Source organism: Variovorax sp. R-27, assembly GCF_049913215.1.
Lineage (GTDB): Bacteria > Pseudomonadota > Gammaproteobacteria > Burkholderiales > Burkholderiaceae_C > Variovorax.
The window spans coordinates 2,455,014-2,476,381 of the sequence record NZ_CP183984.1 but is presented as its reverse complement, the minus strand read 5'-3'; the positions used below and the strand labels follow the sequence as shown (position 1 = coordinate 2,476,381).

Annotated in this window: 21 protein-coding genes; 12 read left to right on the top strand and 9 right to left on the bottom strand. The window is 64.9% G+C overall.

Annotation, left to right across the window (positions count from 1 at the left end; all coding sequences use genetic code 11):
• Positions 1-67 precede the first annotated feature (67 nt).
• Positions 68-538 carry a Cd(II)/Pb(II)-responsive transcriptional regulator gene (cadR, locus tag ACN9MV_RS11485; protein ID WP_097199486.1) on the top strand — a complete coding sequence of 157 codons (471 nt, stop codon included), beginning with the start codon at positions 68-70 and terminating at the stop codon, positions 536-538.
• Between the two features lie 18 nt (positions 539-556).
• Here cadR and cysE read toward each other — a convergent pair whose 3' ends face one another.
• Positions 557-1,327 carry a serine O-acetyltransferase gene (gene cysE, locus ACN9MV_RS11480; RefSeq protein ID WP_093057902.1) on the bottom strand — a complete coding sequence of 257 codons (771 nt, stop codon included), beginning with the start codon at positions 1,325-1,327 and terminating at the stop codon, positions 557-559.
• A gap of 84 nt (positions 1,328-1,411) precedes the next feature.
• Positions 1,412-2,143, bottom strand: coding sequence for an RNA methyltransferase (locus ACN9MV_RS11475; RefSeq protein WP_093079822.1), 732 nt, complete (start codon positions 2,141-2,143; stop codon positions 1,412-1,414).
• Between the two features lie 112 nt (positions 2,144-2,255).
• On the opposite strand from ACN9MV_RS11475, the gene ACN9MV_RS11470 reads away from it, so the two are divergent.
• The 4 genes from ACN9MV_RS11470 to ACN9MV_RS11455 are packed head-to-tail and all read left to right on the top strand — an operon-like array spanning position 2,256 to position 7,078.
• A complete protein-coding gene (locus ACN9MV_RS11470) occupies positions 2,256-3,341 on the top strand; it encodes an inositol monophosphatase family protein (protein WP_093057904.1) in 1,086 nt (361 codons plus the stop codon).
• Between the two features lie 2 nt (positions 3,342-3,343).
• Positions 3,344-5,596 (top strand): FUSC family membrane protein, encoded by a 2,253-nt coding sequence (locus ACN9MV_RS11465; protein WP_426392288.1) that lies wholly within the window; start codon positions 3,344-3,346, stop codon positions 5,594-5,596.
• Entirely contained in the window at positions 5,596-6,669 is a 1,074-nt protein-coding gene (locus tag ACN9MV_RS11460) for a mechanosensitive ion channel family protein (protein ID WP_093057906.1), read from the top strand. Before ACN9MV_RS11465 ends, ACN9MV_RS11460 begins: the two co-directional genes overlap by 1 nt.
• A 7-nt stretch (positions 6,670-6,676) precedes the next feature.
• A complete protein-coding gene (locus ACN9MV_RS11455; protein WP_426392287.1) occupies positions 6,677-7,078 on the top strand; it encodes a YbaN family protein in 402 nt (133 codons plus the stop codon).
• A gap of 16 nt (positions 7,079-7,094) precedes the next feature.
• Here the strand turns inward: ACN9MV_RS11455 and ACN9MV_RS11450 are convergent, their stop codons facing one another.
• The gene (locus tag ACN9MV_RS11450) at positions 7,095-8,282 is read right to left on the bottom strand and encodes a DUF418 domain-containing protein (protein ID WP_426392285.1); all 1,188 of its coding nucleotides are present in this window, start codon (positions 8,280-8,282) and stop codon (positions 7,095-7,097) included.
• A 106-nt stretch (positions 8,283-8,388) separates the two neighbouring features.
• Between ACN9MV_RS11450 and ACN9MV_RS11445 the strand changes: the two genes are divergently transcribed.
• Genes ACN9MV_RS11445 through ACN9MV_RS11435 form a run of 3 tightly spaced genes read left to right on the top strand, consistent with a single transcriptional unit; the run spans position 8,389 to position 11,709 of the window.
• Positions 8,389-8,856, top strand: a complete 468-nt coding sequence (locus ACN9MV_RS11445) for a helix-turn-helix transcriptional regulator (protein WP_426392283.1) — start codon at positions 8,389-8,391, stop codon at positions 8,854-8,856.
• A 10-nt stretch (positions 8,857-8,866) separates the two neighbouring features.
• Entirely contained in the window at positions 8,867-9,277 is a 411-nt protein-coding gene (locus ACN9MV_RS11440) for a VOC family protein (protein WP_093079807.1), read from the top strand.
• A gap of 26 nt (positions 9,278-9,303) precedes the next feature.
• Positions 9,304-11,709: an ATP-binding cassette domain-containing protein gene (locus tag ACN9MV_RS11435; RefSeq protein WP_426392281.1), complete on the top strand. Its 2,406-nt coding sequence runs from the start codon at positions 9,304-9,306 to the stop codon at positions 11,707-11,709.
• On the opposite strand, the gene ACN9MV_RS11430 is transcribed toward ACN9MV_RS11435, so the two are convergent.
• A complete protein-coding gene (locus ACN9MV_RS11430) occupies positions 11,694-12,116 on the bottom strand; it encodes a TfoX/Sxy family protein (protein ID WP_426392280.1) in 423 nt (140 codons plus the stop codon). The genes ACN9MV_RS11435 and ACN9MV_RS11430 overlap by 16 nt on opposite strands.
• Positions 12,113-12,775: a suppressor of fused domain protein gene (locus ACN9MV_RS11425; protein WP_426392278.1), complete on the bottom strand. Its 663-nt coding sequence runs from the start codon at positions 12,773-12,775 to the stop codon at positions 12,113-12,115. The genes ACN9MV_RS11430 and ACN9MV_RS11425 overlap by 4 nt, the downstream gene beginning before the upstream one ends.
• 149 nt (positions 12,776-12,924) lie before the next feature.
• Between ACN9MV_RS11425 and ACN9MV_RS11420 the strand changes: the two genes are divergently transcribed.
• Positions 12,925-13,179 carry a DUF1488 family protein gene (locus ACN9MV_RS11420; protein WP_426392277.1) on the top strand — a complete coding sequence of 85 codons (255 nt, stop codon included), beginning with the start codon at positions 12,925-12,927 and terminating at the stop codon, positions 13,177-13,179.
• Positions 13,180-13,183: 4 nt separating this feature from the next.
• On the opposite strand, the gene ACN9MV_RS11415 is transcribed toward ACN9MV_RS11420, so the two are convergent.
• Positions 13,184-14,113: a LysR substrate-binding domain-containing protein gene (locus ACN9MV_RS11415; RefSeq protein WP_307617135.1), complete on the bottom strand. Its 930-nt coding sequence runs from the start codon at positions 14,111-14,113 to the stop codon at positions 13,184-13,186.
• Positions 14,114-14,238: 125 nt separating this feature from the next.
• On the opposite strand from ACN9MV_RS11415, the gene ACN9MV_RS11410 reads away from it, so the two are divergent.
• The 3 genes from ACN9MV_RS11410 to ACN9MV_RS11400 all read left to right on the top strand — a co-directional run bounded on the left by ACN9MV_RS11410 (position 14,239) and on the right by ACN9MV_RS11400 (position 17,731).
• Positions 14,239-15,246 carry a Bug family tripartite tricarboxylate transporter substrate binding protein gene (locus ACN9MV_RS11410; protein ID WP_426392275.1) on the top strand — a complete coding sequence of 336 codons (1,008 nt, stop codon included), beginning with the start codon at positions 14,239-14,241 and terminating at the stop codon, positions 15,244-15,246.
• Between the two features lie 150 nt (positions 15,247-15,396).
• Entirely contained in the window at positions 15,397-16,383 is a 987-nt protein-coding gene (locus ACN9MV_RS11405; RefSeq protein ID WP_426392274.1) for a Bug family tripartite tricarboxylate transporter substrate binding protein, read from the top strand.
• A gap of 28 nt (positions 16,384-16,411) precedes the next feature.
• Positions 16,412-17,731 carry a sulfatase family protein gene (locus ACN9MV_RS11400; RefSeq protein ID WP_426392272.1) on the top strand — a complete coding sequence of 440 codons (1,320 nt, stop codon included), beginning with the start codon at positions 16,412-16,414 and terminating at the stop codon, positions 17,729-17,731.
• Between the two features lie 61 nt (positions 17,732-17,792).
• Here the strand turns inward: ACN9MV_RS11400 and ACN9MV_RS11395 are convergent, their stop codons facing one another.
• The 3 genes from ACN9MV_RS11395 to ACN9MV_RS11385 all read right to left on the bottom strand — a co-directional run bounded on the left by ACN9MV_RS11395 (position 17,793) and on the right by ACN9MV_RS11385 (position 21,346).
• Positions 17,793-18,560 (bottom strand): hypothetical protein, encoded by a 768-nt coding sequence (locus tag ACN9MV_RS11395; protein ID WP_426392270.1) that lies wholly within the window; start codon positions 18,558-18,560, stop codon positions 17,793-17,795.
• A 189-nt stretch (positions 18,561-18,749) separates the two neighbouring features.
• On the bottom strand, positions 18,750-19,793 hold the full coding sequence (locus tag ACN9MV_RS11390) for an AAA family ATPase (protein WP_426392269.1): 1,044 nt from the start codon (positions 19,791-19,793) through the stop codon (positions 18,750-18,752).
• A complete protein-coding gene (locus ACN9MV_RS11385; protein ID WP_426392268.1) occupies positions 19,778-21,346 on the bottom strand; it encodes an ATP-dependent nuclease in 1,569 nt (522 codons plus the stop codon). Before ACN9MV_RS11385 ends, ACN9MV_RS11390 begins: the two co-directional genes overlap by 16 nt.
• Positions 21,347-21,368 lie beyond the last annotated feature (22 nt).

Sequence of the window (21,368 nt, the reverse complement as noted above, 5' to 3'; positions counted from 1 at the left end):
ATCGATTGGAAACCCTGAAGCAGGTGTAGAGTCAACCGCTCATTTCCACTCGTACATTTGCCGCATCATGAAAATCGGTGAACTGGCCAAGGTCGCGAACACGCCGGTCGAAACCATCCGGTACTACGAGCGCGAGCAACTGCTGCCCGAGCCCGCGCGCACCGACGGCAACTACCGCATCTACGACGAAGACCACGCCCAGCGCCTGGGTTTCATCCGCCGTTGCCGCTCGCTGGACATGACCCTCGACGAGATCCGCAGCCTGCTGAAATTTCGCGACGCACCGCAGGAAGACTGCGGCGAGGTCAACCAGCTGCTGGACGACCACATCGGCCACGTGGCTGCGCGCATCACCGAGCTCAAGACATTGGAAAAGCAGTTGAAGGCGCTGCGCCAACAGTGCTGCGGCCCCGAATCGGCAAGCGCCTGCGGCATCCTGCAGGAGCTGGACACCGCCGCGCTCGCACCCGAGGCCTTCAGTCAGCACGCAGGCCACGTGCATGGGGCGCTGCACGCGCCCGCCAAGCGCGCCGGCTAGTCAGGCCGGCCGGGCTCGCTATTTGCCGATGAGCTGCGTGAGCTTGTCCGCCTCGAAGCTCTCGTCGCGCGCCGCGTCGCCGGGCACGCAGTCCTTGGTGCCGGGCTGCGCCGACAGCTTCTCGATGGCCTGCCACAACAGCGCGATCTGGTGCTCCTGCCCCGACGCGCTGTCGACCAGCCCGCGCAGCGCCTGGCTCAGCGGGTCATCGTCCAGCGTGATGCCGTAGGCGGAGAACTTCTGCGGCTCGGCCACATCGGCGCTCTCGTCGGTCTTCGACGGGATGATGCGTGCGGGAATGCCCACCGCCGTCGCCCCTGCCGGCACCGGCTTGATGACCACCGCATTGCTGCCGATCTTGGCGCCGTCGCCGACGACGAACCCGCCCAGCACCTTGGCCCCCGCGCTCACCACCACATTGCGCCCCAGCGTCGGATGCCGCTTGGTGCCCTTGTAGAGCGAGGTGCCGCCCAGCGTCACGCCCTGATAGATGGTGCAGCCGTCGCCAATCTCTGCCGTCTCGCCGACCACCACGCCCATGGCATGGTCGAAGAACACCCGCTCGCCGATCTTGGCCGCCGGGTGAATCTCGATGCCGGTCATCCAGCGCGCCCAGTGCGCGATGAAGCGGGCGGGCCACTTGAAGCCATGCGTCCAACAGGCGTGTGCCCAGCGATGCAGCACCACGGCATGGAAGCCGGGGTAGACCGTGATCACTTCCCAGGCGCTGCGGGCGGCCGGGTCGCGTTCGAGGATGCACCGGATGTCGGCGCGCAGTCGAGAGAACATCGCTGCCTTTTGTCGTTATATCGATATGGGGCGGGCAGTCTATAACCCGCCGTCATCGCTTACAGGCGATAAGGTTTTAAAAGGCTACGAGCCTCGCGGCGGGCGAGTTGCGTCGCTCATGGCCTTGGCAATGCCGCGCAGGATGTGGATCTCTTCAGGCGTGGGCTGGGCGCGGTTGAAGAGCTGCTGCAGCCTCGGCATGAGCTTCTTGGGCGCCTCTGGGTCGAGAAAGCCGATCTCCACGAGGGAGCGCTCCCAGTGGTCGAGCATGCCGGCCACCGCCTGTGCATCGGCCGCCTGCACCGGGTTGGTGGCCTCGCGCACCTCGTAGCCACCGAGCGCCAGCCGCCATTCATAAGCAACCACCTGGATTGCCGCGCCCAGGTTGAGCGAGCCGAATTTCGGGTCGGTCGGGATGCTCAGGGCCACGTTGCAGCGGTAGACGTCCTCGTTCCGCATGCCGAAACGCTCTGAGCCGAACAGGAAAGCCACGTGCTGATCGCCCTGCTTCGCAAGCGGCTCCAGGTGCTCCCGGGGCGTGCGGGTGGGCGGGCCGAAGTCGCGCGGGATCATGGCCGTGGCGCACAGGTGGGTCACGCCGTCCAGGGCTTCATCCAGCGTTTCGACGATGCGGGCGTTGGTCAGCACGTCGAGCGCGCCGCTTGCGCGCTGGATGGTTTCCTCGCGCCGCAGCACGTTGGCCCAGCGGGGCGCCACCAGCACGAGGTCGTCGAAACCCATGGTTTTCATGGCGCGGGCGGCGGCGCCCACATTGCCGGCGTGGCTGGTCTGGATCAGGATGAAACGGGTGCGCATGGCGGGTTTGGAGACACTAACGGGCGGAGCCGGTAAAATGCCCGATTCTCGCCGCCCGCATCGCCGGGTCGCCTCCGGGGGACCAACCCCACCGTTCTTCTCACAATCCAGAATGTCGTCCCCCAACCTGCATCCCATGCTCAACGTGGCCGTCAAGGCCGCACGCGCCGCCGGCGCGATCATCAACCGCGCCGCCCTCGACGTCGAGGCCGTGCGCATCTCCCAGAAGCAGGTCAACGACTTCGTCACCGAAGTCGATCACGCCAGCGAAAAAGCGATCATCGAGACGCTGCTTGGCGCATACCCGGGACACGGCATCCTGGCCGAAGAATCGGGCACCGAATACGGCGCCAAAGACTCCGACTACGTCTGGATCATCGATCCGCTCGACGGCACCACCAATTTCATCCACGGCTTCCCTGTGTACTGTGTGTCCATCGCACTGTCGGTGCGCGGCAAGATCGAGCAGGCCGTGGTCTACGACCCCACCCGCAACGACCTGTTCACCGCCACCAAGGGCCGCGGCGCCTACATGAACGAGCGCCGCATCCGCGTCTCGAAGCGCACCCGCCTGAACGAGTGCCTGATTTCCACCGGCTTCCCGTTCCGCACCGGCGACAACTTCAAGCAGTACCTGGCCATCATGGCGGACATGATGCCCCGCGCGGCCGGCCTGCGCCGCCCCGGCGCCGCTGCGCTCGACCTGGCCTACGTGGCCGCCGGCTTCACCGACGCGTTCTTCGAAACCGGCCTGAACCCCTGGGACGTGGCCGCGGGTTCGCTGCTGGTCACCGAGGCCGGCGGCCTCATCGGCAACTTCACGGGCGAGCCCGAATTCCTCGAGCAGCGCGAATGCCTGGCCGGCGCCCCGCGCATCTATGGCCAGCTGGTGCCGCTGCTCGCCAAGTACTCCAAGTTCGCCAACGTCGACGACAAGCTGCGCGCCAGCGACCGCGTGCGCGCCGTGTCCGCCTCGACCAAGTCGAACGCGGACGATGCCTCGGCTGACCTCTACGCCCGCAGCACCGTGGTCGACTTTGCCGACGAAGCTGCCGAAGGCGCCACCCCGGCCGCTGCCGAAGCGAAGCCCGCTCCCCGCAAGCTCACGCGCGTGCGCCGTGACGCGCCCGCCAACGGTGCCTCTCCCCAGTCTTCCCAGCCTTCCCAGCCCCGCGAGGGCGACGCTTCCGCCAAGTGACGATGCTGGGGCCCAACGCCGCGCCCCGCGTTCGTGCCGCTCTGCGCATTGCGCTGAGCCACTACGTCGCGAGCGGGCTCACCGTTGCGCTGGGCCTGCTGTTCATCTCGGGCGGCATCCACTTCTGGCTCGGCACCATCGCGGCCTCGGCCGCCGCCACCGGCGTGATCGTCACCGCGCCGCCCGACCTGCCGGGCCCGCGCCGCGGCAAGTTCTTCCAGATGCTGCCGGCGCCGCTCATCGGCCTGCCGCTGTTCTTTGCCGTGCAGATGCTGCACACCGCGCCAATCCGCCTCGGGCTTCTGCTGGTGCCCGCCACCTTCATGGCCTTCCTGGCCATGGCCTGGGGCAAGCGGGGCATCCCGATCGCGATCGCGGTGATGTTCTCGATGGTGTTCTCCATGGCCACGCCGGCCCCCACCGGCATGGCCGACGCGCTGGAGCGCACCTGGCACTTCGGCCTGGGCGCGGGCCTGTACGTGATCTGGGCCACGCTCGCCAACCTGGCACTCAACGGGCGCTTTCGCACCCAGTCGGTGGCCGACGTGCTGTATTCGCTGGCCGCGCTCATGCGCACCGAGGCCAGCCAGTTCCTGCCGCAGGACGAAACCCGCGACGTGCGCGACACCCCCGCGCCGGTGCTGGGCCAGCTGCTTCGTGAACAGGCCGCGCTGGCCGACCAGCTGCAGGCCACGCGCGACATCGTGCTCGAATCGCCGCGCACCCCGCGCCGCCAGCGCCTGGCCGCCATGCTGGTGATCGTGCTCGAAATGCGCGACCAGTTGCTGGCCAGCGAGCTCGACCTGGACACCCTGCGCGCACACCCCGCGCACGCCGAGGCGCTGATCGAAATGCGCTGCGTGCTCGAAGAACTCGCCGACGAAACCATCGCGCTGGCCGACGCCCTCATGATGGGCCGCCACCCCGAAGCCGTGGCCGACCGGCGCCCGCGCCTCGCGGCCATCCACGTTTCGGCCGACGACAGCGCAAACATGCACGGTGGAGGCGGCGGCCACATCGGTCCCACGGCCGCCATGCTCGCTCGCGGACTGGCCAGCCGCATCGGCCACATCAACGACGAAGTGCTGCGCCTGTCGGCCATGGCGCGCGGCGATGCCGAGCCCAACCTTGCCGTGGTGCGCGCCAACTGGCAGCTGTTCGTGAGCCCGACCGACTGGTCGCTGCGCCCCTTCCTCACGCTGTGGCGCTGGGACCAGCCGCCGCTGCGCCACGCCATCCGCGCGGCGCTGGCCATTGCCGCGGGCTACGCCATCGCCGTGTCGATGCCCTGGGGCTCTCACGACTACTGGATCCTGCTGACCATCGTGGTCGTGCTGCGCGGCAGCCTCTCGCAGACGCTGGAGCGCCGCAACGCGCGCGTGGCCGGCACGCTGCTGGGCTGCGTGCTCGCGGTGGGGTTGCTCTCGACGCACCCGTCGGCGCTGATGCTGCTGGTGATCGTGACCGTGGCGCAGGCCATTGCGCACAGCTTCGCGGTGCGGCGCTATCTCATCACCGCCGTGGCGGCCACCGTGCTCGGCTTGGTGCAGGCCCACATGCTGAACGTGGGCGTGGCGCCCATCTTCGCGCTGTTCGAGCGCATCGCCGACACGCTCATCGGCGCAGCGCTGGCCTGGGGCTTCTGCTACGTGCTGCCCTCGTGGGAGCGCACGCAGATTCCGGCGCTGGTGTCGCGCGTGCTCACCGCGCAGGCCCGGCATGCGCGCCTGGCGCTCGGCCTGGGCCAGCTGCAGGCCATCGACAGCAGCCCCGAGCTCGAATGGCGTCTCGCGCGCCGCGAGGCCTACGACAGCCTCTCGGCGCTGGTGCAGGCCACGCAGCGCTCGCTGTCGGAGCCGCGCGCGGTGCAGCCGCCGCTGGAGCCGCTCGAACACCTGCAGGCCCACAGCTACCAGCTGCTCGCGCAACTGAGCGCGGTGAAGTCGATGCTCGTGCTGCGGCGCGACCGCCTCACGCCGGCAGAGGTCGAAGGCCCCATCAGCCGCACCGCCCAACGCATCGAGGCGGCCATCGGAACCACTCCCACCACCGGCCCCTCTCACCCCGAGAGCGCCGGCTCGACCACCGTCGGTGGCCCGATCCCCCTGCCCGACCCGTTCGACAACGACATCAGCCCCTGGCTGCTGCGCCGGCTCGACCTGGCCACGGCCCTGGCCACGCAGCTGCGCGACGACGCGGCGCGAATTCTTCAACCCCTGAACGAGACAACAGCAGCCACGACGACCACCGCCTGATGACCAAAGAGATACTTGCCCACCCCTGGTTCGGCACATGGATTGCCATCCTCGTCGCCATCCCGCTCGCTCTTCTGGTTCACCGCATCGGCGGCCTTGTCCTGAAGCGCATCACCCGCCCCGTACCCACGGTGCACGCGATGGTGATCAACTGCAACGCGCCGGCACGGCTGGTGCTGCCGCTGGTGGCGCTGCTGCTCATCTTCCAGGCGGCGCCTGACGACCTTCGCTTCATCGGCAACGTTCGCCACCTCAACGGACTGCTGCTCATCGCCGCCGCCACCTGGCTCACGGTGAAGGCCATCAGCGGTTTCGCCGACGGCGTGCTGGCGCAGAACCCTTCCGACATCGCCGACAACCTGCAGGCCCGCCGCGTGCTCACGCAGACCCGCGTGCTTGCGCGCACCGCCATGACAGTGGTCGTGGTGGCCGGCGGCGCGATGATGCTCATGACCTTTCCTGGCGCGCGCCAAGTGGGCGCGAGCCTGCTGGCCTCGGCCGGCGTGATCGGCATCGTGGCCGGTCTTGCGGCCAAGCCGGTGTTCAGCAACCTCATCGCCGGCCTGCAGATTGCGCTGGCGCAGCCGATCCGCATCGACGACGTGCTGGTGGTCGAAGGCGAATGGGGCCGCGTCGAAGAAATCACCGGCACCTTCGTCGTCATCCGCATCTGGGACGACCGGCGCCTGATCCTGCCGCTCACCTATTTCATCGAGAAGCCGTTCCAGAACTGGACGCGCCACTCGGCCCAGCTGCTCGGCTCGGTCTTCATCTACGTCGACTACGGCATGCCGCTCGCGCCGCTGCGCGAAGAGGCAGAGCGCATCGTGAAGGCCGCGCCCGAGTGGGACGGCCGCTTCTTCAACCTGCGCGTGACCGACGCCACCGAGCGCACCATGCAGGTCCGCGTGCTCTGCACCGCCGCCACCTCGGGGCTGGCCTTCGACCTGCGCTGCAGCGTGCGCGAGGGGCTGATCGATTTCATGCAGCGCGAGTACCCGCAGTTCCTGCCGAAGACGCGCATCGCGAGCGAAGGCAACCAGGAGCGCGAACACCAGCAGGCTGTGGCCTGATCCAGCCTTGAAGCCAGAGCCGCCAGCCCCCGAACGGCACTCCGCGCTCACGCGGGCCCTGCTGTACGGCTTTGCGCTGCTGTGCCTGGTGCTCGGCCTCATCGGCGTCGTCGTGCCCGGCATGCCGACGACGGTGTTCATCCTGATGGCCGCATGGGCCGCGGCCCGCAGCTCGCCGCGGCTGCACGCCTGGCTGCTGAATCACCGCCTGTTCGGCCCGCTGCTGCACAACTGGGCCAACGGCCGTACCGTGAGCCGCCGCGCCAAGTGGAGCGCGACGGCAACGATGGCGGTGTGCGCGGTGATCGTTTCCTTCACCGCACACCGCACCTGGCTCGCCGTACTGGCCATCGCGTGCATGGCGACGGTGCTGGCGTGGCTGTGGTCGCGGCCACTTCCGCCACCGTAAACGCTGCGATCGGGGATCAGCGCCTGCGGCGCATCGCAGGAAGCGCGAGGTTCGTGAACGCGCGCAGCAGCCACTCCACCGGCCCGTAGACGAAGCGGCTCATCCACCAGCGGCTCAGCACCAGCTGCGCCGCGAAGATCGCGAAGGCGATGGCCGTTGCCGCGAGCGGGCCGACCGTGCCGATCCAGCGCAGCCCGTACGCCAGGAAGAGCCATGCGCACACCAGCGACTGCATCAGGTAGTTGGTCAGCGCCATGCGCCCCGCCGGCGCCAGCAGGCCTTCGAGCACGTGACCGCGCGGCGTCTGCATCAGCAGCACCAGGCCTGAGGCATAGGCGGCGGCAAGAAAAGGCGCCGTCAGCAGCGTGGCCGCGAGGCCGTAGAGCTCGCGGACGGCGTTGTCCAGCCGTATCGACGGAAAGGCATACACCAGGGCCCCTGGCAGCCCGATGGCCAGCCCCCAGAACAGCAGTCGCCGGAACAGCGCGCGATGCGCATCGGCATTTGCGAAGAGCCCGCGCCGCCCGGCGACGAAGCCCGCGAAGAACATCGCCAGCGCCGTCGGCGCCTGCACCAGCCCCGTGACCCACCAGATCTGCGACAGCTCGCGCAGGTGCTGGACGATCACCGTGGCGGGCGTTCCGCGATAGGCCCCCAGTGCCGCAGCCGCCTCGCCGTAGGCATTGCGCATCGTGTCCTGCGGAATGCCGGCCAGCGCCCACAGATACCCCATGCCGGCCCAAAGCAGCGCCGTCGCCAGCACCAGCCCGACCGCGCAGCGCGCGAGGAAGACATCGCCACGCCGCCGCAGCATCAGCAGCACCGCTCCCAGCACCGCATAGGTGGTGAGGATGTCGCCGTGATACAGCACCACCGCATGCAACAGGCCGATGACCCACAGCGCCCCCAGGCGCCGCAGCAGGCGCGGCGCAAAGGGCTTGCCGTCGCGTTCGGCCGCGCGCATCTGCAAGGTGAAGCTGTAGCCGAAGAGAAAAGAGAACAGCAGGTAGAACTTGGTCTCGAACACCAGCGTCCTGACGAGCAGGGCCGCGCGCTCCAGTGCCGATTGCGCCATCGGATCGGGCACGCCGACGCCGTAGTAGGTCGAGGAAAAGCTCGCGATGTTCACGACCAGGATGCCCAGCAGCGCGAAGCCGCGCAGGGCGTCGACCAGCGACTGGCGTTCGGGGTCGACTTTTCTCATGAGTCCACCATTAGACCAAGCGGCCGATCTGCGATTCAAAAGCCCCTTGATCTCGAACGCCCCGCTCGGCTTGAGCACTGCGGCGCACCGTGGCACGATCCGCCGGATGACCAGCAGACCCACCGCTGCGCAGCAACTGCGCGACCTCGCACGGCTGCGCCGCGTTCGCGACCGGATCGACCGCGAATACGCGCAGCCACTGGACCTTGAAACGCTTGCCCGCGACGCGGGCATGTCGGCCGGGCACCTCAGCCGCCAGTTCCGCATCGCCTACGGCGAGCCGCCCTACGCCTACCTGATGACGCGGCGCATCGAGCGCGCAATGGCGCTGCTGCGCCGCGGCGACCTCAGCGTTACCGAGGTCTGCTTCGCGGTCGGCTGCGGATCGCTGGGCACCTTCACAACCCGCTTCACCGAACTCGTCGGCATGCCGCCCGGCAGCTACCGGCGCCAGGAAGCGAGCGCGACCGAGGGAATGCCTTCGTGCGTGGCCAAGCAGGTGACACGACCGATCAGGAATCGAGAAGCGCCGACCCCGGAGCCGCAGCTAGCATCGCCACCCCTGCCTACCTAGCACTATCGCCATGAACATCACCATTCACTCGACCTTCCTCCCGCACGACGACCCGGAAACCTCGCTGGCCTTCTACCGCGACACCCTCGGCTTCGAGATTCGCAACGACGTCGGATACGGCGGCATGCGCTGGATCACGATCGGCCCCGCAGGCCAGCCCGGCATTTCGATCGTGCTGTATCCGCCGGCCGCCACGCCCGGCCTCACCGACGACGAGCGCCGCACCATCGCCGAGATGATGGCCAAGGGCACCTACGCCACGATCCTGTTTGCCACCAAGGACCTCGACGGCGCCTTCGCGCGGCTGCAGGCCGCCAAGGCCGAGATCGTCGAAGAGCCGACCGAGCAGCCCTACGGCGTTCGCGACTGCGCCGTGCGCGACCCGGCGGGCAACATGATCCGCATCCAGCAACTGCGCTGACCCATCACCCCAAAGACGGAGACACGATGAGCAAGGCCCCAAAGAAGGACTCGAAGTACTCGAAGGACACGCAGAAGAACGCACTGCACGCCGCCGACCACCACGACCTGATCCGCGTGCAGGGCGCGCGCGTGAACAACCTCAAGGACATCAGCGTCGAGCTGCCCAAACGGCGGCTGACCGTGTTCACCGGCGTCTCGGGCTCGGGCAAGAGTTCGCTGGTGTTCGGCACCATCGCCGCGGAGTCGCAGCGGCTCATCAACGAAACCTACAGCGCCTTCGTGCAGGGCTTCATGCCAACGCTGGCGCGGCCCGAGGTCGACGTGCTCGATGGCCTGACGACCGCGATCATCGTGGACCAGGAGCGCATGGGCGGCGACCCACGTTCCACCGTTGGCACCGCGACCGACGCCAACGCGATGCTGCGCATTCTCTTCAGCCGGCTCGGCAAGCCGCACATCGGCTCGCCGAGCGCCTTTGCCTTCAACGTGCCATCGGTCAAGGCGACCGGCGTCATCACCGTCGAACGCGGTGCCAGCAAGACCGTGAAGCAAAGCTTCAACCGCACCGGCGGCATGTGTCCGCGCTGCGAAGGCCGGGGCGCCGTTACCGACTTCGACCTGACGGCGTTCTACGACGACAGCAAGTCGCTCAACGAGGGCGCGCTCACCATTCCCGGCTTCAGCATGGAGGGCTGGTACGGCCGCATCTTCAACGGCTGCGGCTTCTTCGACCCCGACAAGCCGATCCGCAAGTTCACCAAGAAAGAGCTCGACGCCCTGCTCTACAAGGAGCCGACCAAGATCAAGGTCGATGGCATCAACCTCACCTACCAGGGGCTGATTCCGCAGGTGCAGAAGTCATTCCTGGCCAAGGACGTCGACGCCATGCAGCCGCACATCCGCGCCTTCGTGGAGCGCGCGGTAACGTTCAGCACCTGCCCCGAGTGCGAAGGCACCCGGCTCAGCGAGGCGGCCCGGTCTTCGAAGATCAAGAAGATCAGCATCGCCGATGCCTGCACCATGCAGATCAGTGACCTGGCCGAATGGGTGCGCGGCCTCGACGAGCCATCGGTGGCGCCGCTGCTCGCCAAGCTGGCGCACACGCTCGACTCGTTCGTGGAAATCGGGCTCGGCTACCTGAGCCTCGACCGCCCATCGGGCACGCTCTCGGGCGGAGAGGCGCAGCGCACGAAGATGATTCGCCACCTCGGCTCCTCGCTCACCGACGTGACCTACGTCTTCGACGAGCCGACCATCGGGCTGCACCCCCACGACATCCAGCGCATGAACAGCCTGCTGCTGCGGCTGCGCGACAAGGGCAACACCGTGCTCGTGGTGGAGCACAAGCCGGAGGCCATCGCCATTGCCGATCACGTCGTCGACCTCGGCCCCGGGGCCGGCACTGCCGGCGGCACCGTCTGCTTCGAGGGCACCGTCGAAGCACTGCGGGCCAGCAACACTCTCACCGGCCGGCACCTCGACGACCGGGCCACTCTGAAGAAGAAGGTGCGCAAGCCCACGGGCAAGCTGCCGATTCGCGGGGCAAAGACGCACAACCTGCGCAACGTGAGCGTCGACGTGCCGCTCGGCGTGCTGGTCGTGGTGACCGGCGTGGCCGGCTCCGGCAAGAGCTCGCTCGTGCACGGGTCGATTCCTGCCGGCGCGGGCGTGGTGTCGGTAGACCAGGGCTCGATCCGCGGCTCGCGGCGCAGCAACCCTGCCACCTACACCGGGCTGCTCGACCCGATCCGCAATGCGTTCGCAAAGGCCAACGGCGTGAAGCCGGCGCTCTTCAGCGCCAACTCCGAGGGCGCCTGCCCCGCCTGCAACGGCGCGGGCGTCATCTACACCGACCTCGCGATGATGGCCGGCGTTGCCACCACCTGCGAGGAGTGCGAGGGCAAGCGCTTTCACGCCTCGGTGCTCGAGCATCACTTCGGCGGGCGCGACATCAGCGAAGTGCTCGCCATGTCGGTGACTGAAGCCAAAGAGTTCTTCGGCGCTGGCGATGCACGCACGCCGGCTGCGCACGCCATCCTCGACCGGCTGGCCGACGTCGGGCTCGGCTACCTCAGCCTGGGCCAGCCGCTCACCACGCTTTCAGGCGGCGAGCGGCAGCGGCTCAAGCTGGCCACTCATATGGCGGAGAAAGGCGGCGTCTACGTGCTCGACGAGCCGACCGCCGGTCTGCACCTTGCCGACGTCGAACAACTGCTCAGCCTGCTAGACAGGCTGGTGGATGCAGGCAAGTCGGTCATCGTCGTCGAGCACCACCAGGCGGTGATGGCGCACGCCGACTGGATCATCGACCTCGGCCCCGGCGCCGGGCATGACGGCGGCCAGGTCGTGTTCGAGGGCACGCCTGCTGACCTCGTCGCCGCCAGCTCCACCCTCACGGGCGAGCATCTCGCGGCCTACGTCGGCGCCTGAACAGGGCGCTTCTTGCGCGGCGCAGCAGGCTTAGGCCGCTGCGCACCCACCGCGCTCGCATACGCCTTCACGGCCCATTCGCGCAGCACGTGCGGATCGTCCATCGCATCGACCGGCGCCTGGTAGTAGCTCGCCACCTTGACGTTCGCGGCGCGCGTGGCATACGTGAAAGGCGTCGCCCCGATGCGTTCGAACTCCGGGCGGGTGGTGTCGTCCACTCGCAGGTAGAGCGTGCTCTTCATGACGAAGGCGAACTGCACACCCTGCATGACCAGCCCGAAGCCGCCGAAGAAGCGCTTGACCTCGATCGGGCCCATCGCATGCAGCGACTCGGCCAGCTCGAGCGCACGCTCACGCGACGGTTCGGACTTTGTTGGTGCGGCTGTAGCTCCTTTTGCACGGCTCATGCGACGGCCTTGCGTCGCGGGTCCGTCACGGGGAAGCCGCCATGCACTTCGAGCAGCCGGAGCAGCGCTTCAGAGCCGTGCGCCCTGGCCCAGTCCTTTTCTGAATCGGTGATGCCCACGGCCTGAAGAAAGTCGAACTGGCCCGAGGCCAGCTGCGCCGTGGCGGGGTAGTGCTTCGGCTCCGCCAGCACGACGCAGCGCAGGCCGATGGCGCCCTTCTCGCGGATCACATCGCCGATGGGGATGCGGTCGCCGTAGTCGAACACCGGCTTGTCTTCACCGAACCGGCCGTGCGCAAGCAACACGTTGTAGGCCAGCAGCCGGCGCAGCAGCTTGATCGGCCACTGGTCCTGGGGCTGCGACGGCACTTCGATGACCAGCTCGGAGCCCAGCCATGAATATTCCTCGGGGTTGTAGTCGGCAGGCTCCGTCTCCCAGGGCGTCGATCCGCCCGAAGTGACGTAGAGCCACGAGTTGCGCGCGGGCGTCGGCTCGAACTCGAACACACCGAGGTGCAGCCAGCGCGGATCGACGTTTTCGGCGCCCAGCGACGTGAAGTCGTCGTGGTCCAGCACGAAGATGCCGTTGTGCTTTTCACCGAACAGCTGCGGGTAAAGGGTCTCCTCGCGGTAGGCCCAGACTTCTTCCAACGAACTCATCGGCTGCTCCTCCTCTGTATGTCCATGCCGGCGAGAGCATAAGCGTGAGACCGGACAGACGCCACCGGCATTAAGGACTAGAGTGCCCCACGCGGATGTCTTTCTGCGCATCACCGAAAGGACTCCCATGACACACACCAGGCCTTGCGATGGCTGACACCGCCTTCTTTCACGACGCTTCGGGCACGGTGCGCTTTTCGGTGGCGGTGGAAGGCCACGACGTGAACGCAAGCATCGGAAGGGAAACCCTGCGCTATCACTACCGCACCGGCGAAGACGCCGACCCACTGAACACATACGGCCTTCATGCCCAGGAAATCGACGCGGCCGTGCGACGCCGACTGGCGCAGGGCTCGATGGAGCCCGTGATGCTGCGGGAAAACGACCTCAAGGCTCCCGCCTAGGGCCTCAGCCCTTTCGCTTGAGCACGATCCCGCGGATCGTTGCGAGCAGCAGCCGCGCGCCCTCCCCCAGCTCGCCGCTGCGGCGCACCGTGAACCCGACCGGGCCTTCGGTGCTCGACGTGTCGATGGCCACGCGCTTCAACTCGCCGCGCGCGATGAAGCCTTCCACCGCTCCTTGCGGCGCGAACCATACTGCGTCGCAGCGCTGCAGCAGCCCCACCACGAAGCTCGTGTCGGTCGCCTCCACCAGCCGGTTGGGCAGCGCCAGGCCTTGCGCGATCAGGAAGGCATCGGCCGTGTGCCTGATGAGCGTGCCCGACACCGGCAGCACCAGCGGGTGCGCGGCCAGCGCGTCGAGCGTCGGCTTGCGCCGTGACGCGAGCGGATGGCCGGGGCGCACCACCAGCAGCAGGGGCTCGCTGAAGAGCTGCTCGAAGGCCAGGTCGGCCATGGCCGAGGCCTGCGCGAGGCGGCCGAGCACGACGTCGATTTCGCCCTGGCGCAGCTGCGTCATGAGCTGTGCGTTGGTGCCACTCATCACGCGCACACGCAGCGCGGGGTGCGCTTCGTTCAGCAGGGCGACGGCTTCGGGCAGCAGGTTGGCCACCATGTTCGGCAAGGCGCCGACGGCCACGCGCAACTGGTCGGCCTCGGGCTGGTCCATGGCCAGGCCCATGCCTTCGCGCAGGCCGCGCAGGGCAGAGACGGCATGGCGCACCAGCACCTCGGCGGCCGGCGTGAGCTCCACGCCGCGGCGGCGGCGCAGCAGCAGCTGGCGGCCGACGATCTCTTCCAGCTCGGCGACGGTCTTGGACACCGCCGGCTGCGTGAGCGACAGCGCCTCGGCCGCGCGCACGAGGTTGCGCTCTTGCGCCACCATCACGAGGCATTGCAGATGGCGCAGCTTCAGGCGCGCAAAGTTCATGGCTGACATGGGGCTTTCCTTGAGCGAGCGGCCGTTTGAATATAACCATCGGGAATACCTGGCAGAAGAGCTTTCAGTTGTGCCGGTGCTCCCAGCCTCCTAGAGTTGCCTCCAACACGGAGACAAACAGAGACATGACCACCGGTTCACCGAAAGCCTTCGGCGGCACACGCCGCCTTGCCTTTGCCATCACTACCTGCGCGGCACTCGCCCTTGGCACCATCGCCGCCCACGCCGCCGCAGCCGACGCGCCCTACCCCACCAAGGCGGTGAAGTTCCTCACCAACTTCCCGGCGGGCGGCCCCATCGACATCCTCGGCCGCGCGCTGGCCGATGCGCTGCAGAAAGACCTGAAGCAGCCCTTCATCGTCGACAACCGGCCCGGCGCCGGCGGCAACATCGGCGCCGACCTGGTCGCCAAGAGCCCGGCAGACGGCTACACGGTGCTGCTGGGCATCGACAGCACCTTCACCATCAACCCGCACCTGTACGCGTCGATGCCCTTCGCGGCCAAAGACCTGAAGCCGCTGATGATCTTCAGCTCCTCGGGCCTGAGCTTCGGCGTGGCCCCGGGCGTCAAGGCGAAGACGCTGCCCGAGTTCATTGCCCAGGCCAAGGCCGAGCCGGCCACCTTCAGCTCGGCCGGCAACGGCAGCCCCGGCCACATTGCCGCCGAGATCTTCGCAACCGAGACGGGTGCGAAGATCACGCACGTGCCCTACAAGGGCAACTCGCCCGCCGTGCTGGCGCTGATGGGCGACGAGGTGCAGGCCGGCATCCTCGCCACGCCGGGCCTGCTGCCACAGGTGCAGTCGGGCAAGCTGCGCGCGCTGGCCGTTACCGGCAAGCAACGCTCGCCGCTGCTGCCGCAGGTGCCCACCGTGGGCGAACTGGGCCTGAAGGTCCTGGAGTTCGAGGTGCTCTATATCTCGATGGTGCCCGCCGCCACGCCCGAGCCGGTCATGCAGACGCTGCGCCAATCGCTGCAGAAGGCGATGGCCCTGCCCGAGGTCAAGGCCCGGCTGGCCTCGCTCGACATGGTGCCGCTCGGCGAAACCGGCAGCGCAGCCAGCGAGCACCTGGCCGCAAGCCAGGCGCGCTACGGCCGCATCGTCAAGGCAACCGGCATGAAGGTGGACTGATGAGGCCGGTGTTGCCGCGGGGTAAACCCCGGCAATGGTTGATTTGATCAATCGAACGCAGCGTCTTCAGAATCGTCCGCAACCGCGAGCCTCGCGGTCACACTTACCAGTCACCGCCCGACCGAAGACGACGACAAGGACTTGCCCATCATGCTGCCGACCTCCCTTTTCACCCGCCGCGCCGCCGGCCTGCTGGCCATTGCCGGCTTTGCGTCGGCCTTCGCCCCCCAGGCAAGCGCCCAGGCCAAGTTCGACACCCCCCTGCACATCGTGGTCGGCTACGCCCCCGGCGGCGCCACCGACCGCGTGGCGCGCATCGTGGGCGACAAGCTCGGCGCCAAGCTGGGCGTGGCGGTGGTGGTCGACAACAAGCCCGGTGCGGGCGGCCGCCTTGCGGCGCAGCAGGTGAAGATCACGCCCGCCAACCAGAACGTGCTGATGCTCGCCAACCCCGCCGTGATGATCGTCGCGCCGCTGGTCTTCAAGGACAACAACTACGACCCCGAGCGCGACTTCGTGCCCGTGTCGTACGTCAACGACTACAACTTTGCGCTTGCCGTCTCGCCCAGCCTGCCCGTGCGCGAGCTGAACCATCTGCTGGCCTGGATGCGCGCCAACCCCACGCAGGCCAACGTGGGCGTGCCAGCCACCGGCAGCCTGCCCCACTTCTTCGGCCTCATGGTCGGCGAAAAGGCCAACGTGCAGACACAGGTGATCGGCTACCGCGGCTCGGCCCCGCTGCTGAACGACCTGATCGGCGGACAGGTGCCCATTGCCGTCGACACCGAAGACGTGGTGGTGCCGCAGCATGCGGCGGGCAAGCTGCGCATCCTGGCGCTGTCGGGCGCCAAGCGCTCGCCCTTTGCGCCGAACGTGCCCACCTTCAAGGAAGCCGGCCTCGACCTTTCCGCCACCGGCTGGAACACCTTCTTCGCGCCGAACAGCATGTCGAAGGAGAAGGTCGAGCGCCTGTCCAACCTGATCCGCGAAGTCATGCAAGACCCGGACACGCAACGCAAGTTCAAGGACTCCGGCATGACGCCGGTGGTGAGCACGCAGGCACAGACCGCCGCCATGCTCAAGGCCTACCGCGCGCAATGGGCGCCAGTGGTGCAGAAGTCGGGCTACCAGCCCTGAACCCCTTCAAGAAGAACGTCAAAGAGACATGACCACCAGACCCAACATCATCTTCATCGTTGCCGACGACCTCGGCTATGCCGACCTCGGCTGCTACGGCGGCCGCGATGCCGTGTTCGGCCCCGTGTCGCCCGTGCTCGACGGCCTGGCCGCCAACGGCCTGAAGCTCACGCAGGGCTACGCGAACTCGCCCGTGTGCTCGCCCACCCGCTTCGGCATGATCACCGGCCGCTATCAGTACCGCCTGCGCGGCGCCGCCGAAGAGCCCATCAACAGCAAGAGCCGCGGCAGCACCACGCTAGGCCTGCCCACCGACCACCCCACCCTGCCGTCATTGCTGAAGGCCAGCGGCTACCAGACCGCGCTCATCGGCAAATGGCACCTGGGCTACCCGCCCACCTTCGGCCCGCTGCGCTCGGGGTACGACGAATTCTTCGGCCCCATGTCGGGCGGCGTCGACTACTTCACCCACTGCGACTCCACCGGCCGCCACGACCTGTGGCTTGGCGAGGAAGACAAGCAGGAAGAGGGCTACCTCACCGACATCCTCTCCAAACGCGCGGTCGAGTATGTGGAGCGCATGTCAGAGCAGGAAGCGCCCTTCTTCCTGAGCCTGCACTACACCGCCCCCCACTGGCCGTGGGAAACGCGTGACGACGCCGCCAAGGCGCCCACCGTGAAGGACAACCTGTTCGACCTGGCCGGCGGCAACATTCATGTGTACCGCCGCATGATTCATCACATGGACGAAGGCATCGGCTGGATCATGGCCGCGCTGCAAAAGCACGGCATGGCCGACAACACGCTGGTGGTGTTCACCAGCGACAACGGCGGCGAACGCTTCTCGGACAACTGGCCACTGGTGGGCGGCAAGATGGACCTGACCGAAGGCGGCATCCGCGTGCCATGGATTGCGCACTGGCCCGCGGTGATCGGCAAGGGCGGCGAGAGCACGCAGCTGTGCATGACCATGGACTGGTCGGCCACCATGCTCGACGCGGCCGGGGTTTCAGCGCACTCGGACTATCCGCTGGACGGCGTGTCGCTGATGCCTGTACTGAAGGACGCGAAGCACAGCTTTCGCCGGCCGCTGCACTGGCGCATGAACCATCGCGGGCAGGAAGCGATGCGCGATGGGGACTGGAAGTATTTGAAGGTGGACGGGAACGAGTACCTGTTCAACATTCCGGCGGATGAACGCGAGCGGGCGAATTTGGGGAAGAAGGAGCCTGAACGACTGGCTGCAATGCGGGCGGACTGGGCGGCTTGGAATGCGACGATGCCGGCTATTCCGGAGGATGCGACTGTGAGTCTGGGGTACTCGGTGAAGGACATGCCGCAACGTTGAGACAACCGTGGACCAAAGGTCAGCGCGACTGCACAGCATACGTGCACGTCATGGAGACCTCTTAGCCAAGATCTCGTTCAACCAGCACCGACAAAGGCCAAGCTAGATCGCCGGTCTTGTGGAAGGCACACGCGGTAAAAAGGAGCTGACCCTTTTCTACGCGCGCGACGATGACGGCCAAAGTCCCACGGAAATCCTCGTTGTCCTCGTGATGCTCTCGAATGATCGCCTGCCATTCGCGGAGTTTCGCATAGGCACCTGCAGCCGGTTCTGGTTTGAACTGTTTCTGCGTGAAGGTGATCAAAACCCGCAGTGGCGAGTTGAGAGAACAAAGCTTCCGGATCTCATGCGTGGCTTCGGAGAAATTATTTTCAGATTCCACGTAGATAGATGGAATGGCATGGCCGTTCCTACTAAGTCTGGCGATGACGTGATCTACTTTGAACTCCTCCTTTCCATGCACCATTCCAAGATCGGCCGAGACACGTGGAAGCAGTAAGCGCGCGTAGAACTGAGTACGCTGGGTATTGGAAGTTGCAACTCCCTGCAAATCGCTGACTTCGCAACTCAAGATCCGTTTTTCAAAGGCCTTGAAGAAGCTTCGTGCAAGCTCCTGACCTTGGGTCCGTTCGGTTCCTGGCCATGAGAGCGATGCAAGGTACTTTCTAAGCTCGTCCACCGACATGAAGAGCTTCGAATCATCCGCAACAACCCCACCGGCTTTACTGGGAGCAAAACCGATTCCGTTGAATTTCGCCACGCGCGAATCCTCGAATCGAAAATTGCCCTCCCCGAGGAACGGCATGACGGTGGCAATCAGGCCATCCATAGCCGCGCAAACCAAGTGACAGCTCGGACACTCCAAGAAATCAGATGTACTTAGGTGCAAGTGCCTTGCGCCGCAATTTGGGCATTCTCCGTCGCTGAAAATCAATGGAATCTCCTAATGTGAGGCTGTACTTGCCATCTTCTCGAGTGACCACTCTGCGTCGCCGTCATTCCTTTCCTGCTGCCTCTCCTATGCAGCTTGAACGCGCTTGTGGTGTCTGAGGAGGGATTCTGGGACGAACATCAGATTGCCCCGCGCCCTCGAGCACGCGACATAGAGCTTGTTGCGAGTCTCTGGATTGAGGCCTGCCAAAGCTCTCGCCTTCCAGGCCGTGACTGCTGCAGGATGCAACACGACACACACATCCTGATAATGATCGAGCCCTTTTGACGCTCCCCAGTTCTGCGAATAACAACCGTACTTGTAGTGCTCTTTCAGAAAGAGCTTCACCGTGCCGGGCGCATCGTAGAGCGCTTGCGCGGCCACTGGATCCTCCGTCAGTCCAACCTCAGATGTCGAATCCGAGAATGATTCGATATGGATTCCAATATCCTGAGAGATAAAGTCACACACGGACTTGCTGCATCTGCGGCTCTTGACCAGCGAGGTCAGGTCAAGGTCGACTTTCGCCGTCACGAAACGCTTCCTGTACTTTTCATAGTCCGAGTGAAGATTGATGTTCACACTGCCATCGCGGCTTGTGTCATAGGTATGCTGATAGAAATCACCAACGAACATACACCTGACATTGCTCTTGCACAGCGACATCAGCAAATTGAAGTCGTGCCCGGCAAAGTCCTGTACTTCGTCAATGAAGAGTGCGTCGAAGTACTTCTCTATTCGAGCTATCACGCTATCGACCGTATCAGTTTGCGCCAAGTACTTTGCTAGCCTGTTGTGATAGAGCCAGCGCCCAGCTGTCATGTAGTACCGGTCCTCCGTAGCTGAGAAATTCGGCTGATCGTTCGATCGACGGTGGAATGTCATTCCCTTTGTCCGCTTCGCATTCAGCAAGAATGGTCGATAGCAGAACGAATACAGAAAAGTGAAATAGGTGTAGAGGCAAATATTGGTGGGAAAGTGGCCAAACTTATTGATGATCCGCGTGCGCAGATTTTCTCTATTTGCTTCTGTGAACGTGATCAATAAGAAGCGATGTGTCTCGTCCAGCTGTTCCACGATTTTGTAAGTCTTGCCAGAGCCGGCAACGGCAAAGATTACTTTCTTATCCATGTCACCGCATCTTGGATATAGGCTGGTGCAACGAGAGCGTCTTCATTTTTCTCTAGGAGCAGGAACGCGGCATCCGTCTTGTTCTTGAGCATGTACTGCTGGACAGTCAGCGTCTTCCTGCCTGCGGCGAATTGCTCCTCGCATACAGCCTTGTTGTCCTCATACATGCAGATCTCAAATGTGTAACGCTTGTCGTTCGGATCGGCAAACACCTTGATCGTGGGCAGGTCGTAGTCGGCGTAGTTAGTTACGCAGATTTCCTGATATGCCCCGTCGTTGTCACGGACCGCTGCCACCTTGATCTTGAGAACTTTGGCTAGATCGAAATAACGTTTGAAACTCGTGCCGTCGACTGAGATGACATGAACACCATCTCCATCCAAGGATCCGCCTTCAGCATGTTTTTTGTAGAGTGCCTCCATCAATATGAACTCGGCATCCCCCTCCACCAGAATTGCCTTGCTGCAAAGCGCAAGCTCCAGTACGTTGTTATCTGGCGCTTTCATGAAGAACATTGCAGTATCGTCAGGTAGGCTCTTCAACGGCAAATACTTGGATGCGTCGTTCTCGCTAAGGATGATTGCCTTCTTCAGATTAAGTCGCGTGCAGATCAGGCTGCTGTGTGTCGCAATGAAGATCTGCTTCTTCTGCGTATTGCTGATTCGGTCGATTAGTTTTCGCGTGTGAATATGGCTGAGATGATTCTCAGGCTCCTCCAAGAGGAGCACATCTAAAGTGTGCTCGCGGTCCCGCAAGGCAAACTCGATTTTTATGAAGCACTGACGCCCCTTTCCCTTGCTGTCGATAGGAATGTCGCCCTCCGTGATCATGATGTCTGTCTCGATGCTAGCTTTTGGACCGCTCCTGACGCCGAACTTGTAGTCGGGCAACTTTTCGTTGACATCTACCAACATGTCATCACGGAATTTTGTCTTGGCGTTCCGGTATTCCAGAGCGTGACGGTTTCTCTCCAGCACCGATGCACTCGCTACGTACATTGAACGGGTGTACTCCTTTGTTGCGTAGTCGTTGTTGATCTGGGCGCTATCAATCAAAAGATGCTTCAGCGGCTTCTTGTAAGGATGGACGGGGTGCCCCCCAAAGCTCGAGAACTGGATGGCGTAGTACTCAAACGGAAAGCTCGAGTTGTGATCCCGAAGGATCTCTTCTATGTGCTGCGTGTATTCGTCTACCGGCTCGCACACTAGCTTTATCCCATCTATCTCGACGTCCCGCTTGCTGTGATTCTTGCCATTGAGTTCATGTTCAGCGAATCCTTCCAAGTAGATCTCAATGAACATCCTTGGCAGATTGGCCACCTTACGTGTACCAGCCATGAATTCTTCAATGCACGCCGCATTGAACAGAGATTCCAGCCCCATGCTCTCCACTTTGCTACGGCTTCCGCTCATGACTAGATCCAGCGCTTGGAGTACAGAACTCTTTCCCGCCTCGTTTCCGCCGATCAAGATGTTCAACTCCGAGTCGAAATCGAGCTCAAGCGTCTTGAATCGCTTGAAGTTCTTCAGTATCAGCTTCTTGATGGTCTTCATTCCCCGAGTCCTTATGTATGCA

Excerpts from the sequence above, each read along its gene's own strand:
- cadR (WP_097199486.1), top strand. The coding sequence starts at position 68 with ATGAAAATCGGTGAACTGGCCAAGGTCGCGAACACGCCGGTCGAAACC.
- cysE (WP_093057902.1), bottom strand. The coding sequence starts at position 1,327 with ATGTTCTCTCGACTGCGCGCCGACATCCGGTGCATCCTCGAACGCGAC.
- ACN9MV_RS11475 (WP_093079822.1), bottom strand. The coding sequence starts at position 2,143 with ATGCGCACCCGTTTCATCCTGATCCAGACCAGCCACGCCGGCAATGTG.
- ACN9MV_RS11470 (WP_093057904.1), top strand. The coding sequence starts at position 2,256 with ATGTCGTCCCCCAACCTGCATCCCATGCTCAACGTGGCCGTCAAGGCC.
- ACN9MV_RS11465 (WP_426392288.1), top strand. The coding sequence starts at position 3,344 with ATGCTGGGGCCCAACGCCGCGCCCCGCGTTCGTGCCGCTCTGCGCATT.
- ACN9MV_RS11460 (WP_093057906.1), top strand. The coding sequence starts at position 5,596 with ATGACCAAAGAGATACTTGCCCACCCCTGGTTCGGCACATGGATTGCC.
- ACN9MV_RS11450 (WP_426392285.1), bottom strand. The coding sequence starts at position 8,282 with ATGAGAAAAGTCGACCCCGAACGCCAGTCGCTGGTCGACGCCCTGCGC.
- ACN9MV_RS11445 (WP_426392283.1), top strand. The coding sequence starts at position 8,389 with ATGACCAGCAGACCCACCGCTGCGCAGCAACTGCGCGACCTCGCACGG.
- ACN9MV_RS11440 (WP_093079807.1), top strand. The coding sequence starts at position 8,867 with ATGAACATCACCATTCACTCGACCTTCCTCCCGCACGACGACCCGGAA.
- ACN9MV_RS11435 (WP_426392281.1), top strand. The coding sequence starts at position 9,304 with ATGAGCAAGGCCCCAAAGAAGGACTCGAAGTACTCGAAGGACACGCAG.
- ACN9MV_RS11430 (WP_426392280.1), bottom strand. The coding sequence starts at position 12,116 with ATGAGCCGTGCAAAAGGAGCTACAGCCGCACCAACAAAGTCCGAACCG.
- ACN9MV_RS11425 (WP_426392278.1), bottom strand. The coding sequence starts at position 12,775 with ATGAGTTCGTTGGAAGAAGTCTGGGCCTACCGCGAGGAGACCCTTTAC.
- ACN9MV_RS11420 (WP_426392277.1), top strand. The coding sequence starts at position 12,925 with ATGGCTGACACCGCCTTCTTTCACGACGCTTCGGGCACGGTGCGCTTT.
- ACN9MV_RS11415 (WP_307617135.1), bottom strand. The coding sequence starts at position 14,113 with ATGTCAGCCATGAACTTTGCGCGCCTGAAGCTGCGCCATCTGCAATGC.
- ACN9MV_RS11410 (WP_426392275.1), top strand. The coding sequence starts at position 14,239 with ATGACCACCGGTTCACCGAAAGCCTTCGGCGGCACACGCCGCCTTGCC.
- ACN9MV_RS11405 (WP_426392274.1), top strand. The coding sequence starts at position 15,397 with ATGCTGCCGACCTCCCTTTTCACCCGCCGCGCCGCCGGCCTGCTGGCC.
- ACN9MV_RS11400 (WP_426392272.1), top strand. The coding sequence starts at position 16,412 with ATGACCACCAGACCCAACATCATCTTCATCGTTGCCGACGACCTCGGC.
- ACN9MV_RS11395 (WP_426392270.1), bottom strand. The coding sequence starts at position 18,560 with ATGGATGGCCTGATTGCCACCGTCATGCCGTTCCTCGGGGAGGGCAAT.
- ACN9MV_RS11390 (WP_426392269.1), bottom strand. The coding sequence starts at position 19,793 with ATGGATAAGAAAGTAATCTTTGCCGTTGCCGGCTCTGGCAAGACTTAC.
- ACN9MV_RS11385 (WP_426392268.1), bottom strand. The coding sequence starts at position 21,346 with ATGAAGACCATCAAGAAGCTGATACTGAAGAACTTCAAGCGATTCAAG.